Source organism: Pseudomonas sp. A125 (assembly GCF_055409485.1).
Map to the genome: position 1 here is coordinate 331,669 of NZ_JBUZVP010000003.1, position 17,880 is coordinate 349,548.

The window sequence follows — 17,880 nt, forward strand, 5'->3', positions numbered from 1 at the left end:
AGCCTCAATTGCCCCGAGGTGTTTATGCACAACCGCCATGTCGTTGAACTGTCGCCCTCGGGCAAATCCTTCGAAGCCGCCGATCAATTGCTGCTCGACGCGATGCTTGCCAGCGGCCTGGCCGTACCGTTTTCCTGCCGGCGCGGCGCCTGCGGGTCGTGCAAGGTAAAAGTGGTGTCAGGCCAGTACCGAGACAAGTTGCGCACACCAGACAGCCCTGCCCCCTCCTATCCACTCGCGGCTGACGAGATGTTGCTGTGCCAGAGCCATGCCTGTAGCGACATGCGCCTGGAAATTCCCGGCTGGTCACTGGACACGCCAGCGCTGGAGGTCACCGCCCAGGTGATCGGCAAACGCGCGTTGAGCGCCGATATCATCGAGCTGGTGTTGCTGCCAGCGCAGCCACTCGACGTTCGGGCCGGCCAGTACCTCAGGTTTCGCCTCGACGATGGCGACAGCCGCTGTTTCTCTGTCGCCAACCTGCCCGCACAGGATCAGGGCCAGCTGGTGTTTCATATTCGCCAAGTCAGCGGTGGCCTGTTTTCCGAACGCATTCTGCCGACCCTGCAAGTGGGTGACGCGCTGAAACTCGAAGGCCCCGTGGGCGCCTGCACCTGGCAACACGACGATGGCCGCCCGGTTGTGCTGTTCGCCACCGGCACCGGTTACGCAGGCATCAAGCCCTTGTTGCTGACGGCCCTGGCCCGCCACGCCAAGGTCTGCCTGTACTGGGGTAACTCAGCGCCGGCGGACTTCTACGACGCTGAGTTTCTTGAGCAGGCCAGCCAGGCACATCCGCGCTTTCACTGGCATCGCGTCCAGTCGGCAGATGCCCGCGTGCAACAGGTTGCGCTGGCACAGCCGCACAACTGGGCCGAGAGCCAAATCTACGCCTGCGGCAATAGCACGATGATCAAACAAGTGCGCGAAACCTGCCTGGCGGCGGGCGCGCAGGCTCATCGTTTTGTCGCAGAAGCCTTCGTTTCCAGCGGTGCATTGCCGCAGGCGTCGTCCCTCAAGGCGCTGGACCCGGTGCTGGAAAAAGTCGGCCCGCGCTACTCATTGGACGGCATGCTTGCCGCCCGCGAGCAAACGGTTAGAGCCCTGGCCGCCATCGCCGACCAGTTGAAGGTGGGCATGACCACGGCACAAGCCCTACAAATGGCCAGTCAAACATTGCAAAACATGGGCGCGTCTCACACCTGGCACCCCACCTATATACGCTTTGGCGACGACACCGTCCGCACACCGCGCCAAGGCGTCGACCTGTCGCGCACGCTGCGCGCCACCGATATCGCCGTGGTCGACCTAGGCCCGGTGTGGGATGGCTACGAAGGCGATTACGGCGACACCTTTGTATTCGGCGAGCGCCCGCTGCATGACGCCTGCGTGAAAGCACTGCATGAAGTGTTCGACGAAACCCGCCATGCCTGGCACCGCGGGCTGACCGGGCGCCAGCTCTATGATTTCGCTGAACGAAGTGCCCACTCCAAAGGCTGGCGCCTGGAGCGCAACCTGGCAGGCCACCGCATCGCTGACTTCCCGCATGCGCTGTTCGGGCAGGACAAGCTGGCCGAAGTCGAGATTGTGCCGAGTGAGATGGTGTGGGTTTTGGAAATTCAGCTGTGCCACCCCACACTACCGATCGGGGCGTTCTTCGAGGACATCCTCGTTGGCGAGGCCAACCGGCTCAAACCACGCTATGTGTTGCAAAGTTGACTCAGCCTTGGTTCAACAGTTCTCTACGGACGATGTCTGCGCCAGCACTTAAGGCATTAAGCTTGCCTCTGGCTACGCCACGCGATAACGGGGCCATGCCACAGTTAGTGCAAGGGTAAAGCTTGTCGGCCTCTACAAACTGAAGGGCTTTGCGCAAGGTATTGGCGACTTCCTCTGGCGTCTCAATGATATTGGACGCCACGTCAATGGCCCCTACCATCACTTTTTTGCCTCGAATGAGTTCTATCAGCTCCATCGGAACATGAGAGTTGTGGCATTCCAGCGAGACTATATCGATGCTGGATTTTTGCAGCTTCGGGAAAGCCTCCTCATATTGACGCCACTCTGAGCCCAGTGTCTTCTTCCAGTCCGTATTGGCTTTGATGCCGTAGCCATAGCAAATATGCACGGCCGTTTCACAGTTGAGGCCTTCAATGGCCCTTTCCAGAGTGGCCACGCCCCAGTCATTCACCTCATCAAAAAAGACATTAAAGGCGGGCTCGTCAAACTGGATAATATCAACCCCCGCCGCCTCTAACTCCCTGGCTTCCTGATTGAGAATCTTGGCGAACTCCCACGCCAGTTTTTCGCGACTTTTATAATGGTTGTCATAAAGCGTGTCGATCATCGTCATGGGCCCCGGCAACGCCCACTTTATCGGTTGCCTGGTTTGTTGACGTAAAAACTTGGCCTCTTCGACAAACACTGGTCGTTGGCGAGTAACCGCCCCCACCACCGTTGGTACACTCGCGTCGTAGCGATCGCGAATTCTAACGGTCTCACGCTTTTCAAAATCAACGCCGCTGAGGTGCTCAATAAAGGTAGTGACAAAGTGTTGGCGCGTCTGTTCACCATCACTGACAATATCGATACCGGCCTGTTGTTGCTCTTGCAATGACAAACGTAAAGCGTCTTGCTTGCCCTCAATTAACTCCTCACCTTGCAATTTCCAAGGTGACCAAAGTGTCTCAGGCTGTGCCAGCCAGGCGGGTTTAGGCAAGCTGCCCGCAGTTGACGTGGGTAATAATTTTTTCATAACGGATAACCTTGTATTTTTAACCAGTCAAAAAGCGCAATTGGCGGACCACTGTTCAAGCACAGCCTGGTAGGGTTTGATAAAGTTTTCTTCGACAAACTTCCCCTGTTCAATGGCCAGCCGGCCACGTTCCTCTCGATCATAAACAATGAGGGTCAATGAGTAGTCTTGATGCTTCAGGCTTGGCTGATAGGATTTTCCTGCTGCTGAGTTCGCATTGTAAATCTCAGGTCGGTATATTTTTTGGAACGTGTCCATCGTGCTGATGGTACTGATCAGTTCAAGGTTGGTGTAATCACCGAGCAAATCCCCGGAAAAATAGAAAGCCAAAGGCGCAACGCTATTTGAAGGCATGAAGTAGCGAACCTTCAGCCCCATTTTCTGGAAATATTCATCCGTTAACGAGTACTGGTCTTGCTGATATTCAACGCCCAATACCGGATGCTGGTTTTCAGTCCGATGGTAGGTCCTGGTATTCGAAACACTTAGGCATATGACAGGAAGCTTATTGAAATGGTCCTGGTAGGCGCTTGAATTCACAAAGCATTTAAATAGCTTTCCATGCAGTGCCCCAAAATTATCGGGGATGCTGAATCCAGGCTGCCCCTTATTGTGCCCGGACAACAACACACTGAAGTCATAATCCCGTACATAGGAGGAAAAATTATTGCCTACGATACCGGCAAAGCGCTCGTTGGTTTGTTGATCAACAATATTTGTTTTCAGTATTTCAATCAGCGGAATGGCAATGCCGCTGCCTTCAAGACCAATGCCCATCTCGACCGAAATAATTTCAAGTTCGAGCGTATAACGATCGCCCTTGGGGTTATCCCAGTGCGCCAAGGCATTGAAGCGGTTGTTAATCATCCTCAAGGTGTTGCGCAAGTTCTCTTGGCGGCTGGCCCCTCTGGCCAAATTAGCAAAGTTTGTGGTGATGCGCGTATTTTCAGAGGGGTGATAATTCTCGTCAAAACAAATGCTTTTAATAGAAAATGAAAATTCATTATTCATTGCCGTCTGACACCCTAATTATCCGAGATAACACCCGAGTGCATTGCCTTGCCTGGCGACATCTCAGTAGTCTTCATAGTATCTATATTTAAGGTGTATTTTAGGCTGAACTATTGACCGAGCAAAAATGAATTGATTTCACTAAACCTTTAGCCATCTTCATGATGTGTAAACAGCCAATTGCAGAAGTCCCTGCCCCGCAGCACTCACTGAATTGTCCTGGCTTTTGATCCCGCCCCTGAATTGCACAAACAGCGGGCGCCACGGCACCAAATTCGGGCACAAAGGTAACAAGTAACACCTCAAGCTTATGCCCCGAAGCGCGTCTGAATTTCTAAAACCCTCTAAAGCCAAGGCTCTGCGCCCGTTTGCAAAAAAATGGCATAGCCCTTGCTTCACTCTGAAAATCATCTGATATATCAGATGATTTTCAGGAGTGGATATGTCCGAACCGACCAACCTCAAACGCCATCACCAACCCCCGATGGCTCCCACAAAAAGCGCAGCGCAACTGCGTGAGCTGGCCTACGCCCAAATCAAGCAGCGAATTATCAGCTGCGAGTATCGTCCTGGCGATGCGATCAACGAGGCGCAACTGACCGCTGCGCTGGGCATTGGCCGAACCCCCATCCATCAAGCGCTGCACCGCCTGGAAGTGGAAGGCATGGTCACGATCATGCCGCGCAAAGGCGTGATGGTGACCGCCCTGTCACTCAACGATGTACTCGACATGATCGAAGTGCGCGTGAGCAACGAACAGTTGTGCGTCAAGCTCGCGGTAGAGCGCGCCAAGGACACCGACATCCAGGCCATGCGCGACATCCTCGAGCGCACCCCTGCCCTTTTAGCCAGGCACGACGTGGCCGGGCTGATGTCGCTGGACCTGGAGTTTCACATGTCCATATCAGCCGCCGCCCACAACCGCGTGCTGGCCGAGTTGCTGCGCAACCTGCACGAAAAACAGGCGCGTTTCTGGTACCTGACCCTGTCGGAAAACCATCACAGCGAACGCATCTACCACGAACACCTGCAAATCCTTGAAGCGGTGGAGCAGCGCGACGGCACCGCCGCCATCGCCGCGATCCATCACCACATTGACGATTTCCGCCGCGCAATCATGCGCACGCTTTGATCACTCACTACGAGCACTTTTCATGACTCAAATGACTTTCCATGTCGTCGGCCAAGGCGAACACCACGCCAGCATCAAACACCTGATCATCGCAGGCTGGGCGGGGCGTAACAGCGAAGCGGTGGAACACCACATTGCCGAACTGGAAGCGCTGGGTGTACGCCGGCCCACCCAGGTGCCGTGCTTCTATCGCGTGTCCGCCAGCCTGTTGAACAACGCCGAGACGATTCAGGTGCCGGGCAAGGACTCCTCCGGCGAGACCGAGTTCGTGCTGATCCCAAGCGAGCAAGGCCTGTTGATCGGCCTGGGCTCGGACCACACCGACCGCAAGGTCGAAAGCTATGACGTCACCGTGTCCAAGCAGATGTGCGACAAACCCATCGCCCAGCAGGTGTGGCGCTACACCGAGGTACAGGAACACTGGGACCACCTGGTGATGCGCACCTGGCGTGTGCGTGATGGCGTGCGAGCGCTGTATCAACAAGGGCCGGTGACCAACCTGCTGGCGCCGGAAACGTTGCTGGCGAAACTTAATAACGACGCCGCGCTGCCTGCCGATACAGCAATGTTCTGCGGCACGCAGTCGGTGATCGGCGAACTGGGTTATGGCGAAGCCTTCGAAATGGAACTGTTCGACCCCATCCTCAACCGCAGCCTGCGCCACCAGTACGGTGTCGAGCCGCTGCCTGTCGCTGAGTAAACCCACGATGACCACGATTGCAGAACTCGCCCGCAAGCTTGCCGAGGGCCGCACCAGCAGTGAGGCATTGGTCAATGACGCGTTAACGCGTATTGAAGCGCATCGCACAGCAGGCGGCACGGCCTATATCAGCGTCGACGCCGACAGCGCCCTGAGCGCTGCGCGGGCCAGCGACCTGGCGCGCGCCTCCGGCTACGTGCCGTCGGCGCTGGCCGGGCTGCCCGTGTCGATCAAAGACTTGTTCGATGTGGCCGGGCAGGTCACGGCGGCCGGCTCGCAATTACTCGCCGATGCGCCGCCCGCCCGCCACGATGCCGTGGTCGTCGAGCGCCTGAGGGCGGCCGGCGCGATCTTGCTCGGCCGCACCAACATGAGCGAGTTTGCCTTTTCCGGGCTGGGGTGGAACCCCCACTACGGCACGCCGCTCACACCGTGTGCAGAGGGGCGCATCGCTGGCGGCTCCAGTTCCGGCGCCGCCGTGAGCGTGGCGCTGGGCATGGCGGTAGCGGGCTTGGGCACTGACACCGGTGGCTCGATCCGTATCCCCGCAGCCTTCTGCAACCTCGTCGGTTTCAAACCCAGCGCCAGCCGTGTGCCGATGACTGGCACCTTCCCGTTGGCCGCCAGCCTGGACTCGGTCGGCGCACTGTCAAACAGCGTCGCCGACTGCATCCTGCTCGACCAGATACTCAGCGGCCAATCGCTGGATACCCGCGCCGCGCCGTTGGCCGGGCTGCGCCTGGCGGTCACCCGTGACGTGGTGCTCGATCAACTGGATGCCACCGTGGCGGCAGCGTTCGAACGCAGCCTGGACCTGCTCGCCAAGGCCGGTGCAAGTATCCGCTGGTTCAACTTCCCTGAGCTGCACCAACTGCCGCGCATCAATGCTGCCGGCGGGCTCACGGCCGCCGAAGCCTGGCAGGGCCATCGCCAGTGGCTCGAGGGCGACCGCAGCGAGGCTTACGACCCACGCGTTGCACAACGCATACGCCGTGGCGCGGCCATCAGCGCAGCCGATTACCTGGACATCCAGGCCGAACGCCAACGCCTGATCAGCGTGGCGCGTGAACGCCTGGGTGACGCCGATGCATGGTTGCTGCCGAGTGTCGCGATAGTGCCGCCCAAGCTTGCCGACCTGGCGGATGACGCGGCTTTTTTTGCCACCAACGGCCTGGTATTGCGCAATACCAGCGTGCTCAACTTTCTGGACGGCTGCGCCCTGAGCCTGCCTTGCCAGCGCGGCGACGAACTGCCGGTAGGCTTGTCGATTGCCGGCCTGCAGGGTCAGGACGCACGGGTGCTGCAAGTGTCTCGCTCAATCGAGGCGCTGTTACGCCAGGGCACGTAACGCACTGGCGTTGAACCAACGGCAGGCTCCACCTGCCCTTGGTTCAATTATTGACTCACCGCAAAAATTCCACGGCGGCCGCCCGTGCGCCCGCACTCGCCTGCCAATCGGCTTGCGTACCCATGCGCAACGAATTGACGAGACAACTTATGAACCCAAGTAACGCAACCTCACCGCTGGAACTGGACCACTCGCCGATGTCCGACGAAGTGGCTGTTGTGTACCGCAAGATCGCCTGGCGGTTGCTTCCGTTCCTGGTATTCCTCTTCGTACTGGCCTGGATCGACCGGGTCAACGTCGGCTTCGCCAAACTGGCGATGCTGCAGGACCTGGGATTCAGCGAGGCCGTCTACGGCCTGGGCGCCGGGATTTTCTTCATTGGTTACTTCTTCTTCGAAGTGCCCAGCAACCTGCTGCTGGAAAAAATCGGCGCGCGGCGCACACTGGCCCGCATCACGATAATGTGGGGCCTGACGTCCATCGCCATGGCCTACGTCGAAAGTGCCTGGTCGTTCTACGTGCTGCGGTTTCTGCTCGGTGCGTTTGAAGCGGGCTTTTTCCCGGGTGTGGTGCTGTACCTGACCTACTGGTTTCCGGCGGCGCAGCGCGCAAAGATCAACGGCATGTTCATGACCTCGTTCGCCATCGCTGGCGTGGTCGGCGGCCCACTGGCGGGGTTTATCATGAGCCACATGGTCGGCGTCGGCAGCCTGGCCAACTGGCAATGGCTGTTCATTCTCGAAGGCATTCCCTCGGTGATCGCAGGTTTCCTGGTATTGCGCTACCTGCCGGAAAAACCCATCAATGCCAAATGGTTGAGCCCGGCACAACGCACGATGGTCAGCGACACAATCGCCCGCGAAGAACAGGCGCCCGGCAAACACAGCGACCTGCGTTCGCTGATTCGTTATCCCAAGCTGTGGCTGTGTGCCCTGGTGTATTTCTGCCTGGTCAGCGGCAACGCGACCATTGCGTTCTGGACCCCGTCCGTCATCAAGGCGTTGGGGGTGGATGACACCATGCGCATCGGCCTGCTCTCCTCGATACCGTTCATATTGGGCACCGTGGCGATGCTGTGGAACGGTTTTCACTCCGACAAGACCTCTGAGCGCCGCGTGCATTGCGCCATGGCTGCGCTGCTCGCCGGGCTCGGGCTGATTGGCACCGGATTGTTTATTGGGAACGCCGTCCTGGCATTGATCGCCCTGACCATTGCGGCCATGGGCATCCTCGCAGCGTTCCCGGTGTTCTGGTCGATTCCCGGGGCCTTTTTGGCCGGTACCGCAGCCGCCGGAGGCATTGCGTTGATCAACTGCATCGGCAACCTGGCGGGGTTCGTGGCGCCCTACATGATTGGCTGGCTGAAAACCCTGACCGGCAGTTTGGCTGCCGGCCTGTATATGGTGGCCGCCTTTGAAATACTCGCAGGCGTGTTGCTGCTGGTGCTGTTCAAAGGGATCAAAGTCAGCAAATCACCGGTTCAGTGAGCAGGGATGATGACTGGAATTAACACGCACACTTCACCGGCGATTCCGCCCAGGCCTTTGTAGGCCGAGACATAGACGGAGGAGAAACCTTCGGCAATTTCGGCGTAGGAGCGCGGGTAAAAGCGCCCGGGTTTCCCACAGGCGTACGCCGTCGGTATGCCGCGATGTATCCGAGGCCGCAGCCGTGGCTCCAGATGTTGACCGCGATCAATGGCGCCATCACCCCGCTGGGCATGAACACCGCAGCGGGTTTGCCCAGCAGGTCGGCAACCTTGGCTTCAAGGCCTTCGATCAACGCACCGCAGTGCTTGGTGTCACGCGAGAGCACCTGTGCAGGAGAAAGTACGTTGAGGAATGTCCAGCCTGGTGAACGTATCAATCCTTGACTAGCCTGGCCATGCGCAGCTTGAAAAGATCATGCCCACTCACCACCACAATCCCGATCAGCACCAACAGCGAGCCCACAATGAACGATGACTGTAGCGTTTCGTCCAGCAACCAGACGCCGAATACCACGCCAAACAGTGGCGTCATGAACGACAACACCCCCAGCCGCGACCCCAGGTAACGCCCCAGCATCCAGAACCACACCAACAGGCTCAGGAATGAGAACACCACCGTCTGGAAAGCCAGGCTGGCCACGGTAATGGCCGAGAACTGCACACGGGTTTGCCCGGTCGCCCATGCCAGCGCAGCCAGAATCACACAAGCCCCGGCGAGCTGATAGAACAGCGTCAATGGCGCTGGCGCCTCGGCCAGTCGAGAGCAGCGAATGGTGACCGTGGTGGCGCCCCAGGCCGCAGCGCCCAATAAGCCCAGCGCATCGCCAATGCGTTGATCTGCCATCGAGGCCGTGGTTTCACCCGGAGCAAAAAACGCCACGATCACGCCCGCAAACGCCAACAATATTCCGCCCCACTGCACCGCCGTCAGCCGTTCACTGGGAAACCGAACGTGCAAACCGATGGCCGCAAAGATCGGCGCCGTGTACAGGAAAATCACCATGTGCGCGGCGGACGTGTAGCGCAAGCCTTCGCCGACGGCCACGTACTCCAGGGCAAACAGCGTGCCCACCAGCAGCCCGCCGCGCCAGGTGTCGATGTTCAACGTCATCTTGTTCCGGCGCAGGATCAGGATCAGGCCCACCAGCACCGCGGCAATACCCGAGCGCAGGGCGATCTGCAGGATCGGCGCGATGTCCGGCGCAGCGACCTTGATCGCCACTTGCTGAAGGCCCCAGATGGCACACATCACCGTCATAATGACCGCAGCGGGCCCATCAATAGGCTGACGCTTATCCACGACACTCTCCATCTCTGTTTGCAGGGGTGGAGTCTGCGATGTGCGGAACTGCTGGATATAGCGCCAAACCGACAAGCGATAGCGCACAATAGCCATTCGACCAACACCTGCGGTGTGACCCTCATGAACAAGCCATTTGCCCACCGGGTCGTTGCGCCGTTCACCGACGAGCTGCCGGCGCCGCTGTACTTTCGCGCCGCGCAGATGCAGGCCTTGACGACTTACCCGTGGCATCGACATCCCTGGGGCGAATTTGTGTATTCGTTCAGTGGGGTGATGGAGATCAAACTGGCGGATGAGCACTTCATTGTCCCGCCGCAATTTGGCCTGTGGCTGCCCCCCGAGGCCGAGCACCTGGCGCTCAATCGCCAGGAGGCCTATCACTCCTCGCTGTATATCGCCCAGCCTTTGTGTGAACGCCTGCCGGACACCGCGTGTGCCTTGACGATTACCCCGTTGATCCGCGCACTGCTGGACGACTTGCGGGCCTCACCGCCCGCCCCGGTTCAAACCGAGGAAGACAGCCGCCTGCTCTACGTGCTGCTGGACAAGCTGAATCAAACGTCCCGCGTCGGCTCCTACCTTCCCGGCTCCAATGACCCGGTACTGTCGCCCATCCTTGAAGCCCTGGAACAGAACCCGGCAGACGCCCGCTCGCTGGCTGACTGGGCGCGGCTGGTCAACGCTACCGAACGCACCCTTTTGCGTCGGTGCCAGCGTGACCTTGGGATGTCGCTGAACCACTGGAAACAACGGCTCAAGGTGATGCACTCACTCAACCTGTTGAGAAGCGGCGCCACCGTCGAGACCATCGCACTCGACCTTGGGTACAGCAGCTCTTCGGCCTTTATCGGCATGTTCCGCAAGCTCACGGGCGAGACACCCGATGAGTATCGCAAGGCAAAATTGGGACCGGTAAAGGACCGTTGACGCTGGGTTTTATGACAAAAAATTCATACAGCTAAACTGTACAGTTTTTCTGCACGCATGCTAATGTCCGGGCATGAATACACCTTCCATCACCTGCGAAACCCAATCCGCCGCCCTGGCTGCCGAGCTGCGCATCTCCCTGGGCAAGCTGATGCGCCGGCTGCGGGAACAAACCCATCCGAACGATTTTACCTCGGCCCAGAAGTCGGTGCTGCTGCGCCTGGACCGTGACGGGCCCAGCACCGTCTCGGCCCTGGCCCGGGCGGAGAGCGTGCGCCCGCAGTCCATGCGCATCACCGTGGCCGGGCTTGAGACGATGAAAGCAATCCGGGGCAAACCCGACCCCAGCGATGGGCGTCAAACCCTGATCGAGCTGACTCCCGGCTTTCGTAAACACCTGATCGCCAGCCGGGCAGCCAAGGACGATTGGCTGCTGCGGGCGCTGCAGGAGCAACTGTCTGCCAAAGAGCAAGCCGAACTCGCAGCGGCGGTAAAGCTGCTGGAGCGCCTTGCCGATTTTTGAGCTGCACCCTACCCGCTCGAGGACATCCCATGGCCGTCACCTCGCTGGATCCGAATACCGCACTGATCATCGTGGACTTGCAAAAAGGCATCGCCGAATACCCGTTCATCCACCCCCTCGGCAGCGTAGTGGAGCGCTCCCGTGCACTGCTGGACGCGTTCCGTGAGAGCGAGATGCCGGTGGTGCTGGTCAACGTCACAGGCTTCGCGCCCGGGCGCACCGAGCGGCCACGGCGCAGCGACGTGTTCCCACCGGGCTGGGCCGACCTGTTGCCCGCACTCGGTCAGCAACCTGGCGACATTGTGGTGACCAAACGCACCTGGGGCGCGTTCGCCAGCACCGATCTCGAGGCGCAGTTGAAGGCACTCGGCGTGACCCAAGTGGTGATCACCGGGGTTGCCACCGGCACCGGCGTGGAGTCCACCGCTCGCCAGGCCTACGAGGCCGGTTTCAACGTAACCCTGGCCATCGACGCCATGACCGACGCGAACCCCGAGGCCCACCACTACAGCCTGCATCAGGTATTCCCGAAGCTGGGCGAAACCGGTACTGCGCAAGACATCCTCGGTTTGCTTGAAACGCACACCTCGCGAACGGTGTGAGTTCGATGGGCATTTTCCGCTCGCTGCGCAGCGTCAACTACCGCATCTGGGCTGTCGGCGCCCTGGTGTCGAATATCGGCACGTGGATGCAACGCACCGCCCAGGACTGGCTGGTGCTGACTCAGCTCACGCCGCATAACGCCTCGGCCGTCGGCATCGTCATGGCGTTGCAGTTCGGGCCGCAATTGCTGTTGCTGCCCTGGACAGGTTTCGCCGCCGACCACTACGACAAGCGCAAGCTGCTGATCGTTACCCAAGGCGTGATGGGCTTGCTGGCGCTGACGCTGGGGGTGTTTACCCTGACCGGCATCGTCCAGCTGTGGCATGTGTATGTGTTCGCGCTTTTGTCGGGCTGCGCCTCGGCGTTCGACGCGCCCGTGCGGCAGATTTTCGTGGCGGACCTGGTGGGCGAGGCAGACTTGTCCAACGCCATCGCGCTCAATTCCACCTCGTTCAATATGGCCCGCATGATTGGCCCGGCGGTGGCCGGCGTGACCATCGCGTCGGTGGGCACCGGCTGGGCTTTCCTGCTCAATGGCGCGAGCTTTTTCGCGGTGCTGGCCTCGCTGTTCCTGCTGCGGGTTTGCGGCCTGCACACCAGCCTGCGGGCGCTGCGCACCAAGGGCAGCCTGACGGAAGGCTTGCGCTATGTGTGGGCGCGGCCGGACCTGATGGCGATCCTGATCATGCTGTTTTTGATCGGTACATTCGGCATGAATTTTCCGATTTTCATTTCGACCATGGCCGTCACCGTGTTCCACGCCGATGCCCGTGGCTATGGCTTGCTGTCGTCGATCCTGGCCATCGGCACCATCGCCGGGGCACTGCTCGCGGCCGGTCGGGAGCGGCCGCAGTTCAAGTCGCTGCTGATCGGCGCACTGGTGTTCGGGGTGGGTTGCACGCTGGCGGCGATTGCCCCGAACTATTGGCTGTTTGCCGGCGCGCTGGTGATCATCGGCGTGGGCGCCCTGACCTTCAGCAACACCACCAACAGCCTGATGCAACTCACCACCGAGCCCGCCATGCGCGGCCGGGTGATCGCCCTGCGGGTGGGCGTGGCCCTTGGCGGCACACCGATTGGCGCGCCGATTGTCGGTTGGGTGGCCGACCACCTGGGCCCACGCTGGGCGCTGGCGGTCGGTGCGGCTTCGGGCATCCTGGCCGCCGGGGTGGCGATCTACACCATGACGCGCAAGCTGGATCGGCCCAAAGAGACCTGATAGCTGTCGAGCTTCAGCGAGGCTGCGAAGAGGGCCTGTCAGGCGATAAAGATTTCAAGTCTCGCTAAATCCCACAGTAGCGCTCTCGCGTATCATCACCCTCCTCGCTCCTCAAGGAATCGCCATGTCTTCAACCAAACGCGACGGCGCACGCATAGAGCGTCGCCTGGTCGCGACCCTGACCGAAGCCTGTGAAGTCGCCAAGGCCGAAATCCAGGGCTTCGACTGGCTGACCCACGAAGTCGACTACCAGGCCTTTGCACAGAGCCTGGTCGTGATCTGGGTATTCGATACGCGGGCGAACCAGGAGCTGGCCGTTTCAAACGGACTGGACCGGCGCATGCGTGAGCTGACGGCCACGGCGCTGGCGGATGCCTGCGTGGATCAACCCGCTACAGACCGCTACATTCGGTTCGACTCCGAGGAGGAATGTCAGCGCCAGCATGGCGGCAACTGGCGCCTGCGCCTGGCCAAACTGTATGCGGGAAAGGGGTGAAGCCTTGGCTAAAGATATCGAGAATCCGTGCGTCTCAACCTGCCAGCTCAATGGTGAGCTGTGCGTGAGTTGTGGACGCACCAAGGACGATATTCGCAAATGGAAAAAGATGAAGCGGCCAGAGAAGATGGCCGCTGTACAGCGAGCAACGCTGCGGTTGAAAACGTTGAAGAAGGGCAAATGACGCCGCCAGCTTCAAGCCATCAAGTGCGCCCAACCGAACCGGTAACCGGCAAGTTCCCCAGCAGTTTGAGCCCGGTAGTCTTCACAAACGTCGCGTAGTCCATCGGCTTCTCGATGCGGGTTTCAGCGTTGGGCAATACATAGGCCCAGGCACGCTTGGACGATACGTCGTACACCAGCTTGAACAGGCGGGTCGGCACCCACACCTTGTTGTCGCCGATGGTGCTGTAGCCCTGGTCAAACAACGGGCCAGTGAACACGAACACATTGCCGTCGGCACGCTTGGCGAACTTGCGCACGTCCGCTTCGACCTTGCTCCAGATCTTGCGGTTGTTGGTGGGGTCTTGCGGCACCATGTTCGACAACGCGAAGGATTGGGCCATGGCGTTGGTGCTCGGCGCATCGGCGGCCGGCGATTGATGGCCACGGTCCACGGCCGGGTGTTGGCCACGGTAGTCACTCAACTCGGCGCGCGCGCCTTTGGGAATGCGCGGGTCCGGGTAGAACTGGTTGGTGCGCTCCTCGCCTTTGGCGTCCTGCAGTTGGCCTGCATTAAGGCGCTCAACCACCACCAGCGGAGTCTTGCTGGTTTGCGAGTACAGCACTGCAAAGTTATCGGAACACAGCGCCAGGGGTTTCATGCTGGCCGGCACGGTGGCGGTGTTGATCGGTTGCCTGGCCGGGAACAGGTCGGCGCAACTGTCGAACGACGGGTTTTTCTGTTGGCTTGAATACAGATCCAGGGCCGCACCCTGGCTGATGGAGCCCGAACGGGAAGTATGTGATTGAGGCGGTGTAATGAGGTCCAGCAGGCCACGGGCTTGCGCCCCGGTGGAGAGCAAAACAAGGGCCGACAGCCCAACTGCAATTTTGCGAAGGTGCATGGGTTAAATCTTCAAATGGGAGGGAGGAAAAAACGTACCGCGAGGCTCTATTGCGAGCCACACGACCGCTGACAGTCGTGCGGGGGTTATTGACCGCCACCCATCACATTAGTTGCCGGGCACCGTCACTTCACCGGTATATACGAATACCCGCGCACCATGGTTTTCCCTTCGTTCGCCTCCCACTTGCGAATCTTCTCGAACATGTTTTCCTGGGTGTACTCAACGAAGTATTCCTTACCCGGCTCGACCGAGAGCATCAGGAATACGTTCCGGGCATTCGGATGTTGCCCGGCAGACACCTTGTGCACGCCCGGGCTGACCAGCACCCAGGAATAAGTCTCGCTACTCAGCCCCACGATTGCGCTGTCATCGATACTGAACACGCTGTCATAGAAGCTGCCCTGGATAACCTGGGTCCGCATCATGTAAACCAGCGCCTTGCCCGCAGGCGGCGCCGGAGGTTCGAAGTAAGGTTGGCTGGTGCTGGTATGACCACACCCGGTCAGCAGCATGAGCAACAGGACCGCGGTACTTTTGATGAATCTGTTCACTTGGCCTGCCCCAATAGCTGGTCGATCACCGGTGCCATTTTTTCCTCGACCGTCTTGTATTTCGACAAGTCGAAGCCCCCCTCGCCCGCCAGGTTGTAGTGCGCAACGCCAATGGACTGCTCGCCTTTGTAGAGCGCAATGCTGGCGTCGGACAGGTAGGCAGAGAAGTCCCAGGAACGAATGGCGGTGTAGGTCAGCCGGTATTCACAGTTGCCCGGAACCGGCGCGGCATACAACCGGCTTTCAATGTGGTGCTTGCGCAACAGCGTTTGCAGGCCATCGACAAAATCCCCCACCACCACTTTGGGGTTCTCTTCGATGCATAGCTGGGAGATTTTGTATTGCGGCGCGACAGGGTCAACCTTGACGTTTGTACACCCGGCCAAAGCCAGTAGGAGGCCTGCCGTGAGGGCTCTGGACAGCATGTTCAATCCCTGAATCAGAAATGATATCAAAATAATGGCCACATGCTAGCTTGACGCCCTTTAGCGGTCAATTGGCCGTGACTGATAGGTTTGAAGATAAGCCCGCAGTAGCCGAATCACCTGTTGTTCCAGGCCGGCTTCATAGGCTGGCGTTGCATTGCCTTCAAGCAGTGACCGCACCGGGCCCACCACCGCGCTGATCGAAATGGCGGCGGTCAACAAGGGGTCTTCAAAACGAGCATCCGCTGCCGTCGCCAACATCGCCGCAATCGCGGCTACCATCCGCTTGTTGATACGCGCGACCAGCTCCGCACCGCCCCGCTCGCCCGCAATGGCGTAGAGGGCCTTGGACGCCGTCGGATCCATCAGCTTCACGGCGAGAAAAGCCGTGACAAACCCGGATGCCATTTCAGCGACCGTGGCGCCCTGGTATTGATCGCAAGCCTGCTCGACGGTCTCGGCCACGTGCACCAGGTGCTTTTCCAGGACCGCCGCAAGCAGTGCATCGCGATTCGGATAGTACTGGTAGAGACTGCCCACCGACATGCCCGCACGTTCGGCCACGCGGGTGGTGGTGCACCGGACCAACCCCTGCGCCGTCAAAACCTGAAGGGTCGCCGTGTGCAGCGCCTCGACAGTCGCCGCCGACCGGGCCTGAACCGCTGATTTTCTTGGCTTTAGTGACGCTTTTGGAGTGCTCATGGAATGCGAATTCAAAACCTGAAGGATCCTTCATATTATAGGCTTCCTCCCTTCAAGCAAGAGCCACAGCCATGAACCACAGCACCTTCACTCTCGGCGATCGCGCCGTCAACCGCATCGGTTACGGCGCCATGCAACTGGCCGGCCCTGGGGTATTTGGCCCACCAAAGGACCGTGAAGCGGCGCTGGCTGTATTGCGCGAGGCCGTCGCAGCAGGCGTGAACCATATCGACACCAGCGATTTCTACGGGCCGCATATCACCAATCAGATTATTCGTGAGGCGCTGCATCCGTATAAGGACGATCTCACGATTGTCACCAAGGTGGGCGCCCTTCGAGGCGCCGACGGTTCCTGGCTCAACGCTTCGTCAAAGGCCGAGCTGACGCAGGCCGTGCATGACAACCTGCGCAACCTGGGCCTGGACGTGCTGGACGTGGTCAACGTGCGGGCCATGCATGGCGTGATGGGCACTGCCGAAGGCTCGATCGAAGAGCCCCTGAGTGCCATCGCCGAGTTGCAACAACAGGGACTGGTGCGCCATATCGGCATCAGCAACGTCACGCCGACGCAGGTGGCGGAGGCGCGAAAACTCGTGCGTTTCGTGTGTGTGCAGAACCTGTACAACATCGCCCATCAACACGATAACGCGATGATCGACGCGCTGGCCCAGGACGGCATTGCCTATGTGCCGTACTTCCCGCTGGGCGGATTTACCCCGGTGCAGTCCTCGGTGTTGTCGAGCGTTGCACAGCGCCTTGGCGTCACACCGATGCAGTTGGCGCTGGCATGGTTGCTGCGCCGTTCACCCAATATCTTGCTGATTCCTGGTACTTCGTCGGTCACCCATTTGCGTGAAAATATAGCGGTGGGCGAACTGGATCTTTCGGATCAAGTGCTGGCAGAGCTGAATACCATCGCGGGCTGACCCTCACGCCAGCAGTTGGGTAATCCACCGGGCCTGTTGGGCGACCTCTTGCACCTTGTGGTCGGGCACCGCCTGCCGCGCCTGGGCGAAATCGTTCAGGGTCTGTTGTTTGTGGCGCAGGATGCGCTGCCACTTGAGCAGGAACTCGGGGCTGCGCGCCTGCATTTGCAGCGGGCCGAAGTACAGCTCCTCTTCGGTGTAGATAACAGTCTCAGCGCGCTCGGCGACGATGATTTCGTAGAAGAAGCGGTTTTCCCGCAGCAGCTCTTCGCACACGATGCGATAGCCGTTGTCCATCAGCCATTGACGCAACGGCTGCTCGCCGCCGTTGGGTTGCAGCACCAGACGCTCCTGGCCGTTGAGGCGCGCCTTGTCGCTGTCGAGGATGTCGCGAATCGTCTCGCCGCCCATGCCGCAGATGCTGATCGCGGTGATCCCGTCTGCCGGCTCGATCGCCGCCAAACCACTGGCCAGGCGCACCGTGATGTGGTGCTCCAGCGCGTTCTCGCGCACCGTACGCTCGGCTGCGCGAAACGGCGTCAAGGCCACCTCGCCGGCCACCGCCGCCACGATGGCGCCGCGACGCATCAACGCCACCGGCAGGTAACCGTGATCGGAGCCGATATCCGCCAGGCGCGCCCCGGCGGGTATATGAGCCGCCACGCGTTCCAGGCGCATGGACAATGTGTGTTCGTTCAAC

The 17,880-nt window shown here is 59.8% G+C and carries 21 protein-coding genes; 12 read left to right on the plus strand and 9 right to left on the minus strand.

Going from position 1 to position 17,880, the window contains the following annotated elements:
- The first annotated feature begins 24 nt into the window (after positions 1-24).
- Complete coding sequence (locus tag ACZRN6_RS06630; RefSeq protein ID WP_464007507.1) at positions 25-1,719, plus strand: M24 family metallopeptidase; 1,695 nt, start codon at positions 25-27, stop codon at positions 1,717-1,719.
- Between the two features lies 1 nt (position 1,720).
- Here ACZRN6_RS06630 and ACZRN6_RS06635 read toward each other — a convergent pair whose 3' ends face one another.
- Positions 1,721-2,755 (minus strand): methionine synthase, encoded by a 1,035-nt coding sequence (locus tag ACZRN6_RS06635; protein WP_322144220.1) that lies wholly within the window; start codon positions 2,753-2,755, stop codon positions 1,721-1,723.
- A 27-nt stretch (positions 2,756-2,782) separates the two neighbouring features.
- The gene (locus tag ACZRN6_RS06640) at positions 2,783-3,766 is read right to left on the minus strand and encodes a DUF1852 domain-containing protein (RefSeq protein ID WP_464007508.1); all 984 of its coding nucleotides are present in this window, start codon (positions 3,764-3,766) and stop codon (positions 2,783-2,785) included.
- A gap of 442 nt (positions 3,767-4,208) precedes the next feature.
- Here ACZRN6_RS06640 and ACZRN6_RS06645 point away from each other — a divergent pair, with 442 nt between their 5' ends.
- From ACZRN6_RS06645 to ACZRN6_RS06660, 4 genes are all read left to right on the plus strand, one after another.
- Positions 4,209-4,898, plus strand: a complete 690-nt coding sequence (locus tag ACZRN6_RS06645) for a GntR family transcriptional regulator (protein ID WP_464007509.1) — start codon at positions 4,209-4,211, stop codon at positions 4,896-4,898.
- A gap of 22 nt (positions 4,899-4,920) precedes the next feature.
- Complete coding sequence (locus ACZRN6_RS06650) at positions 4,921-5,598, plus strand: DUF2848 domain-containing protein (RefSeq protein WP_464007510.1); 678 nt, start codon at positions 4,921-4,923, stop codon at positions 5,596-5,598.
- 7 nt (positions 5,599-5,605) lie between these two features.
- The gene (locus ACZRN6_RS06655; RefSeq protein WP_464007511.1) at positions 5,606-6,946 is read left to right on the plus strand and encodes an amidase; all 1,341 of its coding nucleotides are present in this window, start codon (positions 5,606-5,608) and stop codon (positions 6,944-6,946) included.
- 149 nt (positions 6,947-7,095) lie between these two features.
- Positions 7,096-8,433, plus strand: coding sequence for an MFS transporter (locus ACZRN6_RS06660; protein WP_464007512.1), 1,338 nt, complete (start codon positions 7,096-7,098; stop codon positions 8,431-8,433).
- Between the two features lie 19 nt (positions 8,434-8,452).
- Here ACZRN6_RS06660 and ACZRN6_RS06665 read toward each other — a convergent pair whose 3' ends face one another.
- Together ACZRN6_RS06665 and ACZRN6_RS06670 are read right to left on the minus strand one after the other, a co-directional pair.
- Positions 8,453-8,812: a hypothetical protein gene (locus ACZRN6_RS06665; RefSeq protein ID WP_464007513.1), complete on the minus strand. Its 360-nt coding sequence runs from the start codon at positions 8,810-8,812 to the stop codon at positions 8,453-8,455.
- On the minus strand, positions 8,809-9,735 hold the full coding sequence (locus tag ACZRN6_RS06670) for a DMT family transporter (protein WP_464007514.1): 927 nt from the start codon (positions 9,733-9,735) through the stop codon (positions 8,809-8,811). The genes ACZRN6_RS06665 and ACZRN6_RS06670 overlap by 4 nt, the downstream gene beginning before the upstream one ends.
- Before the next feature lie 123 nt (positions 9,736-9,858).
- On the opposite strand from ACZRN6_RS06670, the gene ACZRN6_RS06675 reads away from it, so the two are divergent.
- The 6 genes from ACZRN6_RS06675 to ACZRN6_RS06700 all read left to right on the plus strand — a co-directional run bounded on the left by ACZRN6_RS06675 (position 9,859) and on the right by ACZRN6_RS06700 (position 13,690).
- Positions 9,859-10,665 carry an AraC family transcriptional regulator gene (locus ACZRN6_RS06675; RefSeq protein ID WP_322144213.1) on the plus strand — a complete coding sequence of 269 codons (807 nt, stop codon included), beginning with the start codon at positions 9,859-9,861 and terminating at the stop codon, positions 10,663-10,665.
- A gap of 73 nt (positions 10,666-10,738) precedes the next feature.
- Positions 10,739-11,188, plus strand: coding sequence for a MarR family winged helix-turn-helix transcriptional regulator (locus ACZRN6_RS06680; RefSeq protein ID WP_322144212.1), 450 nt, complete (start codon positions 10,739-10,741; stop codon positions 11,186-11,188).
- Between the two features lie 29 nt (positions 11,189-11,217).
- Positions 11,218-11,790, plus strand: coding sequence for an isochorismatase family protein (locus tag ACZRN6_RS06685; protein WP_322144211.1), 573 nt, complete (start codon positions 11,218-11,220; stop codon positions 11,788-11,790).
- 5 nt (positions 11,791-11,795) lie between these two features.
- Positions 11,796-13,010, plus strand: a complete 1,215-nt coding sequence (locus ACZRN6_RS06690) for an MFS transporter (RefSeq protein WP_464007515.1) — start codon at positions 11,796-11,798, stop codon at positions 13,008-13,010.
- A 124-nt stretch (positions 13,011-13,134) separates the two neighbouring features.
- Entirely contained in the window at positions 13,135-13,506 is a 372-nt protein-coding gene (locus ACZRN6_RS06695; protein WP_322144209.1) for a hypothetical protein, read from the plus strand.
- Positions 13,507-13,510: 4 nt separating this feature from the next.
- On the plus strand, positions 13,511-13,690 hold the full coding sequence (locus ACZRN6_RS06700; RefSeq protein ID WP_464007516.1) for a DUF1289 domain-containing protein: 180 nt from the start codon (positions 13,511-13,513) through the stop codon (positions 13,688-13,690).
- Between the two features lie 19 nt (positions 13,691-13,709).
- Here ACZRN6_RS06700 and ACZRN6_RS06705 read toward each other — a convergent pair whose 3' ends face one another.
- From ACZRN6_RS06705 to ACZRN6_RS06720, 4 genes are all read right to left on the minus strand, one after another.
- Positions 13,710-14,573, minus strand: coding sequence for a DNA/RNA non-specific endonuclease (locus ACZRN6_RS06705; protein ID WP_464007517.1), 864 nt, complete (start codon positions 14,571-14,573; stop codon positions 13,710-13,712).
- A 125-nt stretch (positions 14,574-14,698) separates the two neighbouring features.
- On the minus strand, positions 14,699-15,115 hold the full coding sequence (locus tag ACZRN6_RS06710; RefSeq protein ID WP_464007533.1) for a DUF2846 domain-containing protein: 417 nt from the start codon (positions 15,113-15,115) through the stop codon (positions 14,699-14,701).
- A gap of 8 nt (positions 15,116-15,123) precedes the next feature.
- Positions 15,124-15,552, minus strand: coding sequence for an Sbal_3080 family lipoprotein (locus ACZRN6_RS06715; RefSeq protein ID WP_322144206.1), 429 nt, complete (start codon positions 15,550-15,552; stop codon positions 15,124-15,126).
- A gap of 60 nt (positions 15,553-15,612) precedes the next feature.
- Positions 15,613-16,254, minus strand: a complete 642-nt coding sequence (locus ACZRN6_RS06720) for a TetR/AcrR family transcriptional regulator (protein WP_322144205.1) — start codon at positions 16,252-16,254, stop codon at positions 15,613-15,615.
- A gap of 71 nt (positions 16,255-16,325) precedes the next feature.
- On the opposite strand from ACZRN6_RS06720, the gene ACZRN6_RS06725 reads away from it, so the two are divergent.
- Positions 16,326-17,180 carry an aldo/keto reductase family oxidoreductase gene (locus tag ACZRN6_RS06725; RefSeq protein ID WP_464007518.1) on the plus strand — a complete coding sequence of 285 codons (855 nt, stop codon included), beginning with the start codon at positions 16,326-16,328 and terminating at the stop codon, positions 17,178-17,180.
- A gap of 3 nt (positions 17,181-17,183) precedes the next feature.
- Here the strand turns inward: ACZRN6_RS06725 and ACZRN6_RS06730 are convergent, their stop codons facing one another.
- Positions 17,184-17,879 (minus strand): tRNA (adenine(22)-N(1))-methyltransferase, encoded by a 696-nt coding sequence (locus ACZRN6_RS06730; protein ID WP_464007519.1) that lies wholly within the window; start codon positions 17,877-17,879, stop codon positions 17,184-17,186.
- Position 17,880 lies beyond the last annotated feature (1 nt).

What these genes read in the sequence shown, in the direction of transcription:
- ACZRN6_RS06630 (WP_464007507.1), top strand. Translation starts at nt 25, where the DNA reads ATGCACAACCGCCATGTCGTTGAACTGTCGCCCTCGGGCAAATCCTTC.
- ACZRN6_RS06635 (WP_322144220.1), bottom strand. Translation starts at nt 2,755, where the DNA reads ATGAAAAAATTATTACCCACGTCAACTGCGGGCAGCTTGCCTAAACCC.
- ACZRN6_RS06640 (WP_464007508.1), bottom strand. Translation starts at nt 3,766, where the DNA reads ATGAATAATGAATTTTCATTTTCTATTAAAAGCATTTGTTTTGACGAG.
- ACZRN6_RS06645 (WP_464007509.1), top strand. Translation starts at nt 4,209, where the DNA reads ATGTCCGAACCGACCAACCTCAAACGCCATCACCAACCCCCGATGGCT.
- ACZRN6_RS06650 (WP_464007510.1), top strand. Translation starts at nt 4,921, where the DNA reads ATGACTCAAATGACTTTCCATGTCGTCGGCCAAGGCGAACACCACGCC.
- ACZRN6_RS06655 (WP_464007511.1), top strand. Translation starts at nt 5,606, where the DNA reads ATGACCACGATTGCAGAACTCGCCCGCAAGCTTGCCGAGGGCCGCACC.
- ACZRN6_RS06660 (WP_464007512.1), top strand. Translation starts at nt 7,096, where the DNA reads ATGAACCCAAGTAACGCAACCTCACCGCTGGAACTGGACCACTCGCCG.
- ACZRN6_RS06675 (WP_322144213.1), top strand. Translation starts at nt 9,859, where the DNA reads ATGAACAAGCCATTTGCCCACCGGGTCGTTGCGCCGTTCACCGACGAG.
- ACZRN6_RS06680 (WP_322144212.1), top strand. Translation starts at nt 10,739, where the DNA reads ATGAATACACCTTCCATCACCTGCGAAACCCAATCCGCCGCCCTGGCT.
- ACZRN6_RS06685 (WP_322144211.1), top strand. Translation starts at nt 11,218, where the DNA reads ATGGCCGTCACCTCGCTGGATCCGAATACCGCACTGATCATCGTGGAC.
- ACZRN6_RS06690 (WP_464007515.1), top strand. Translation starts at nt 11,796, where the DNA reads ATGGGCATTTTCCGCTCGCTGCGCAGCGTCAACTACCGCATCTGGGCT.
- ACZRN6_RS06695 (WP_322144209.1), top strand. Translation starts at nt 13,135, where the DNA reads ATGTCTTCAACCAAACGCGACGGCGCACGCATAGAGCGTCGCCTGGTC.
- ACZRN6_RS06705 (WP_464007517.1), bottom strand. Translation starts at nt 14,573, where the DNA reads ATGCACCTTCGCAAAATTGCAGTTGGGCTGTCGGCCCTTGTTTTGCTC.
- ACZRN6_RS06715 (WP_322144206.1), bottom strand. Translation starts at nt 15,552, where the DNA reads ATGCTGTCCAGAGCCCTCACGGCAGGCCTCCTACTGGCTTTGGCCGGG.
- ACZRN6_RS06720 (WP_322144205.1), bottom strand. Translation starts at nt 16,254, where the DNA reads ATGAGCACTCCAAAAGCGTCACTAAAGCCAAGAAAATCAGCGGTTCAG.
- ACZRN6_RS06725 (WP_464007518.1), top strand. Translation starts at nt 16,326, where the DNA reads ATGAACCACAGCACCTTCACTCTCGGCGATCGCGCCGTCAACCGCATC.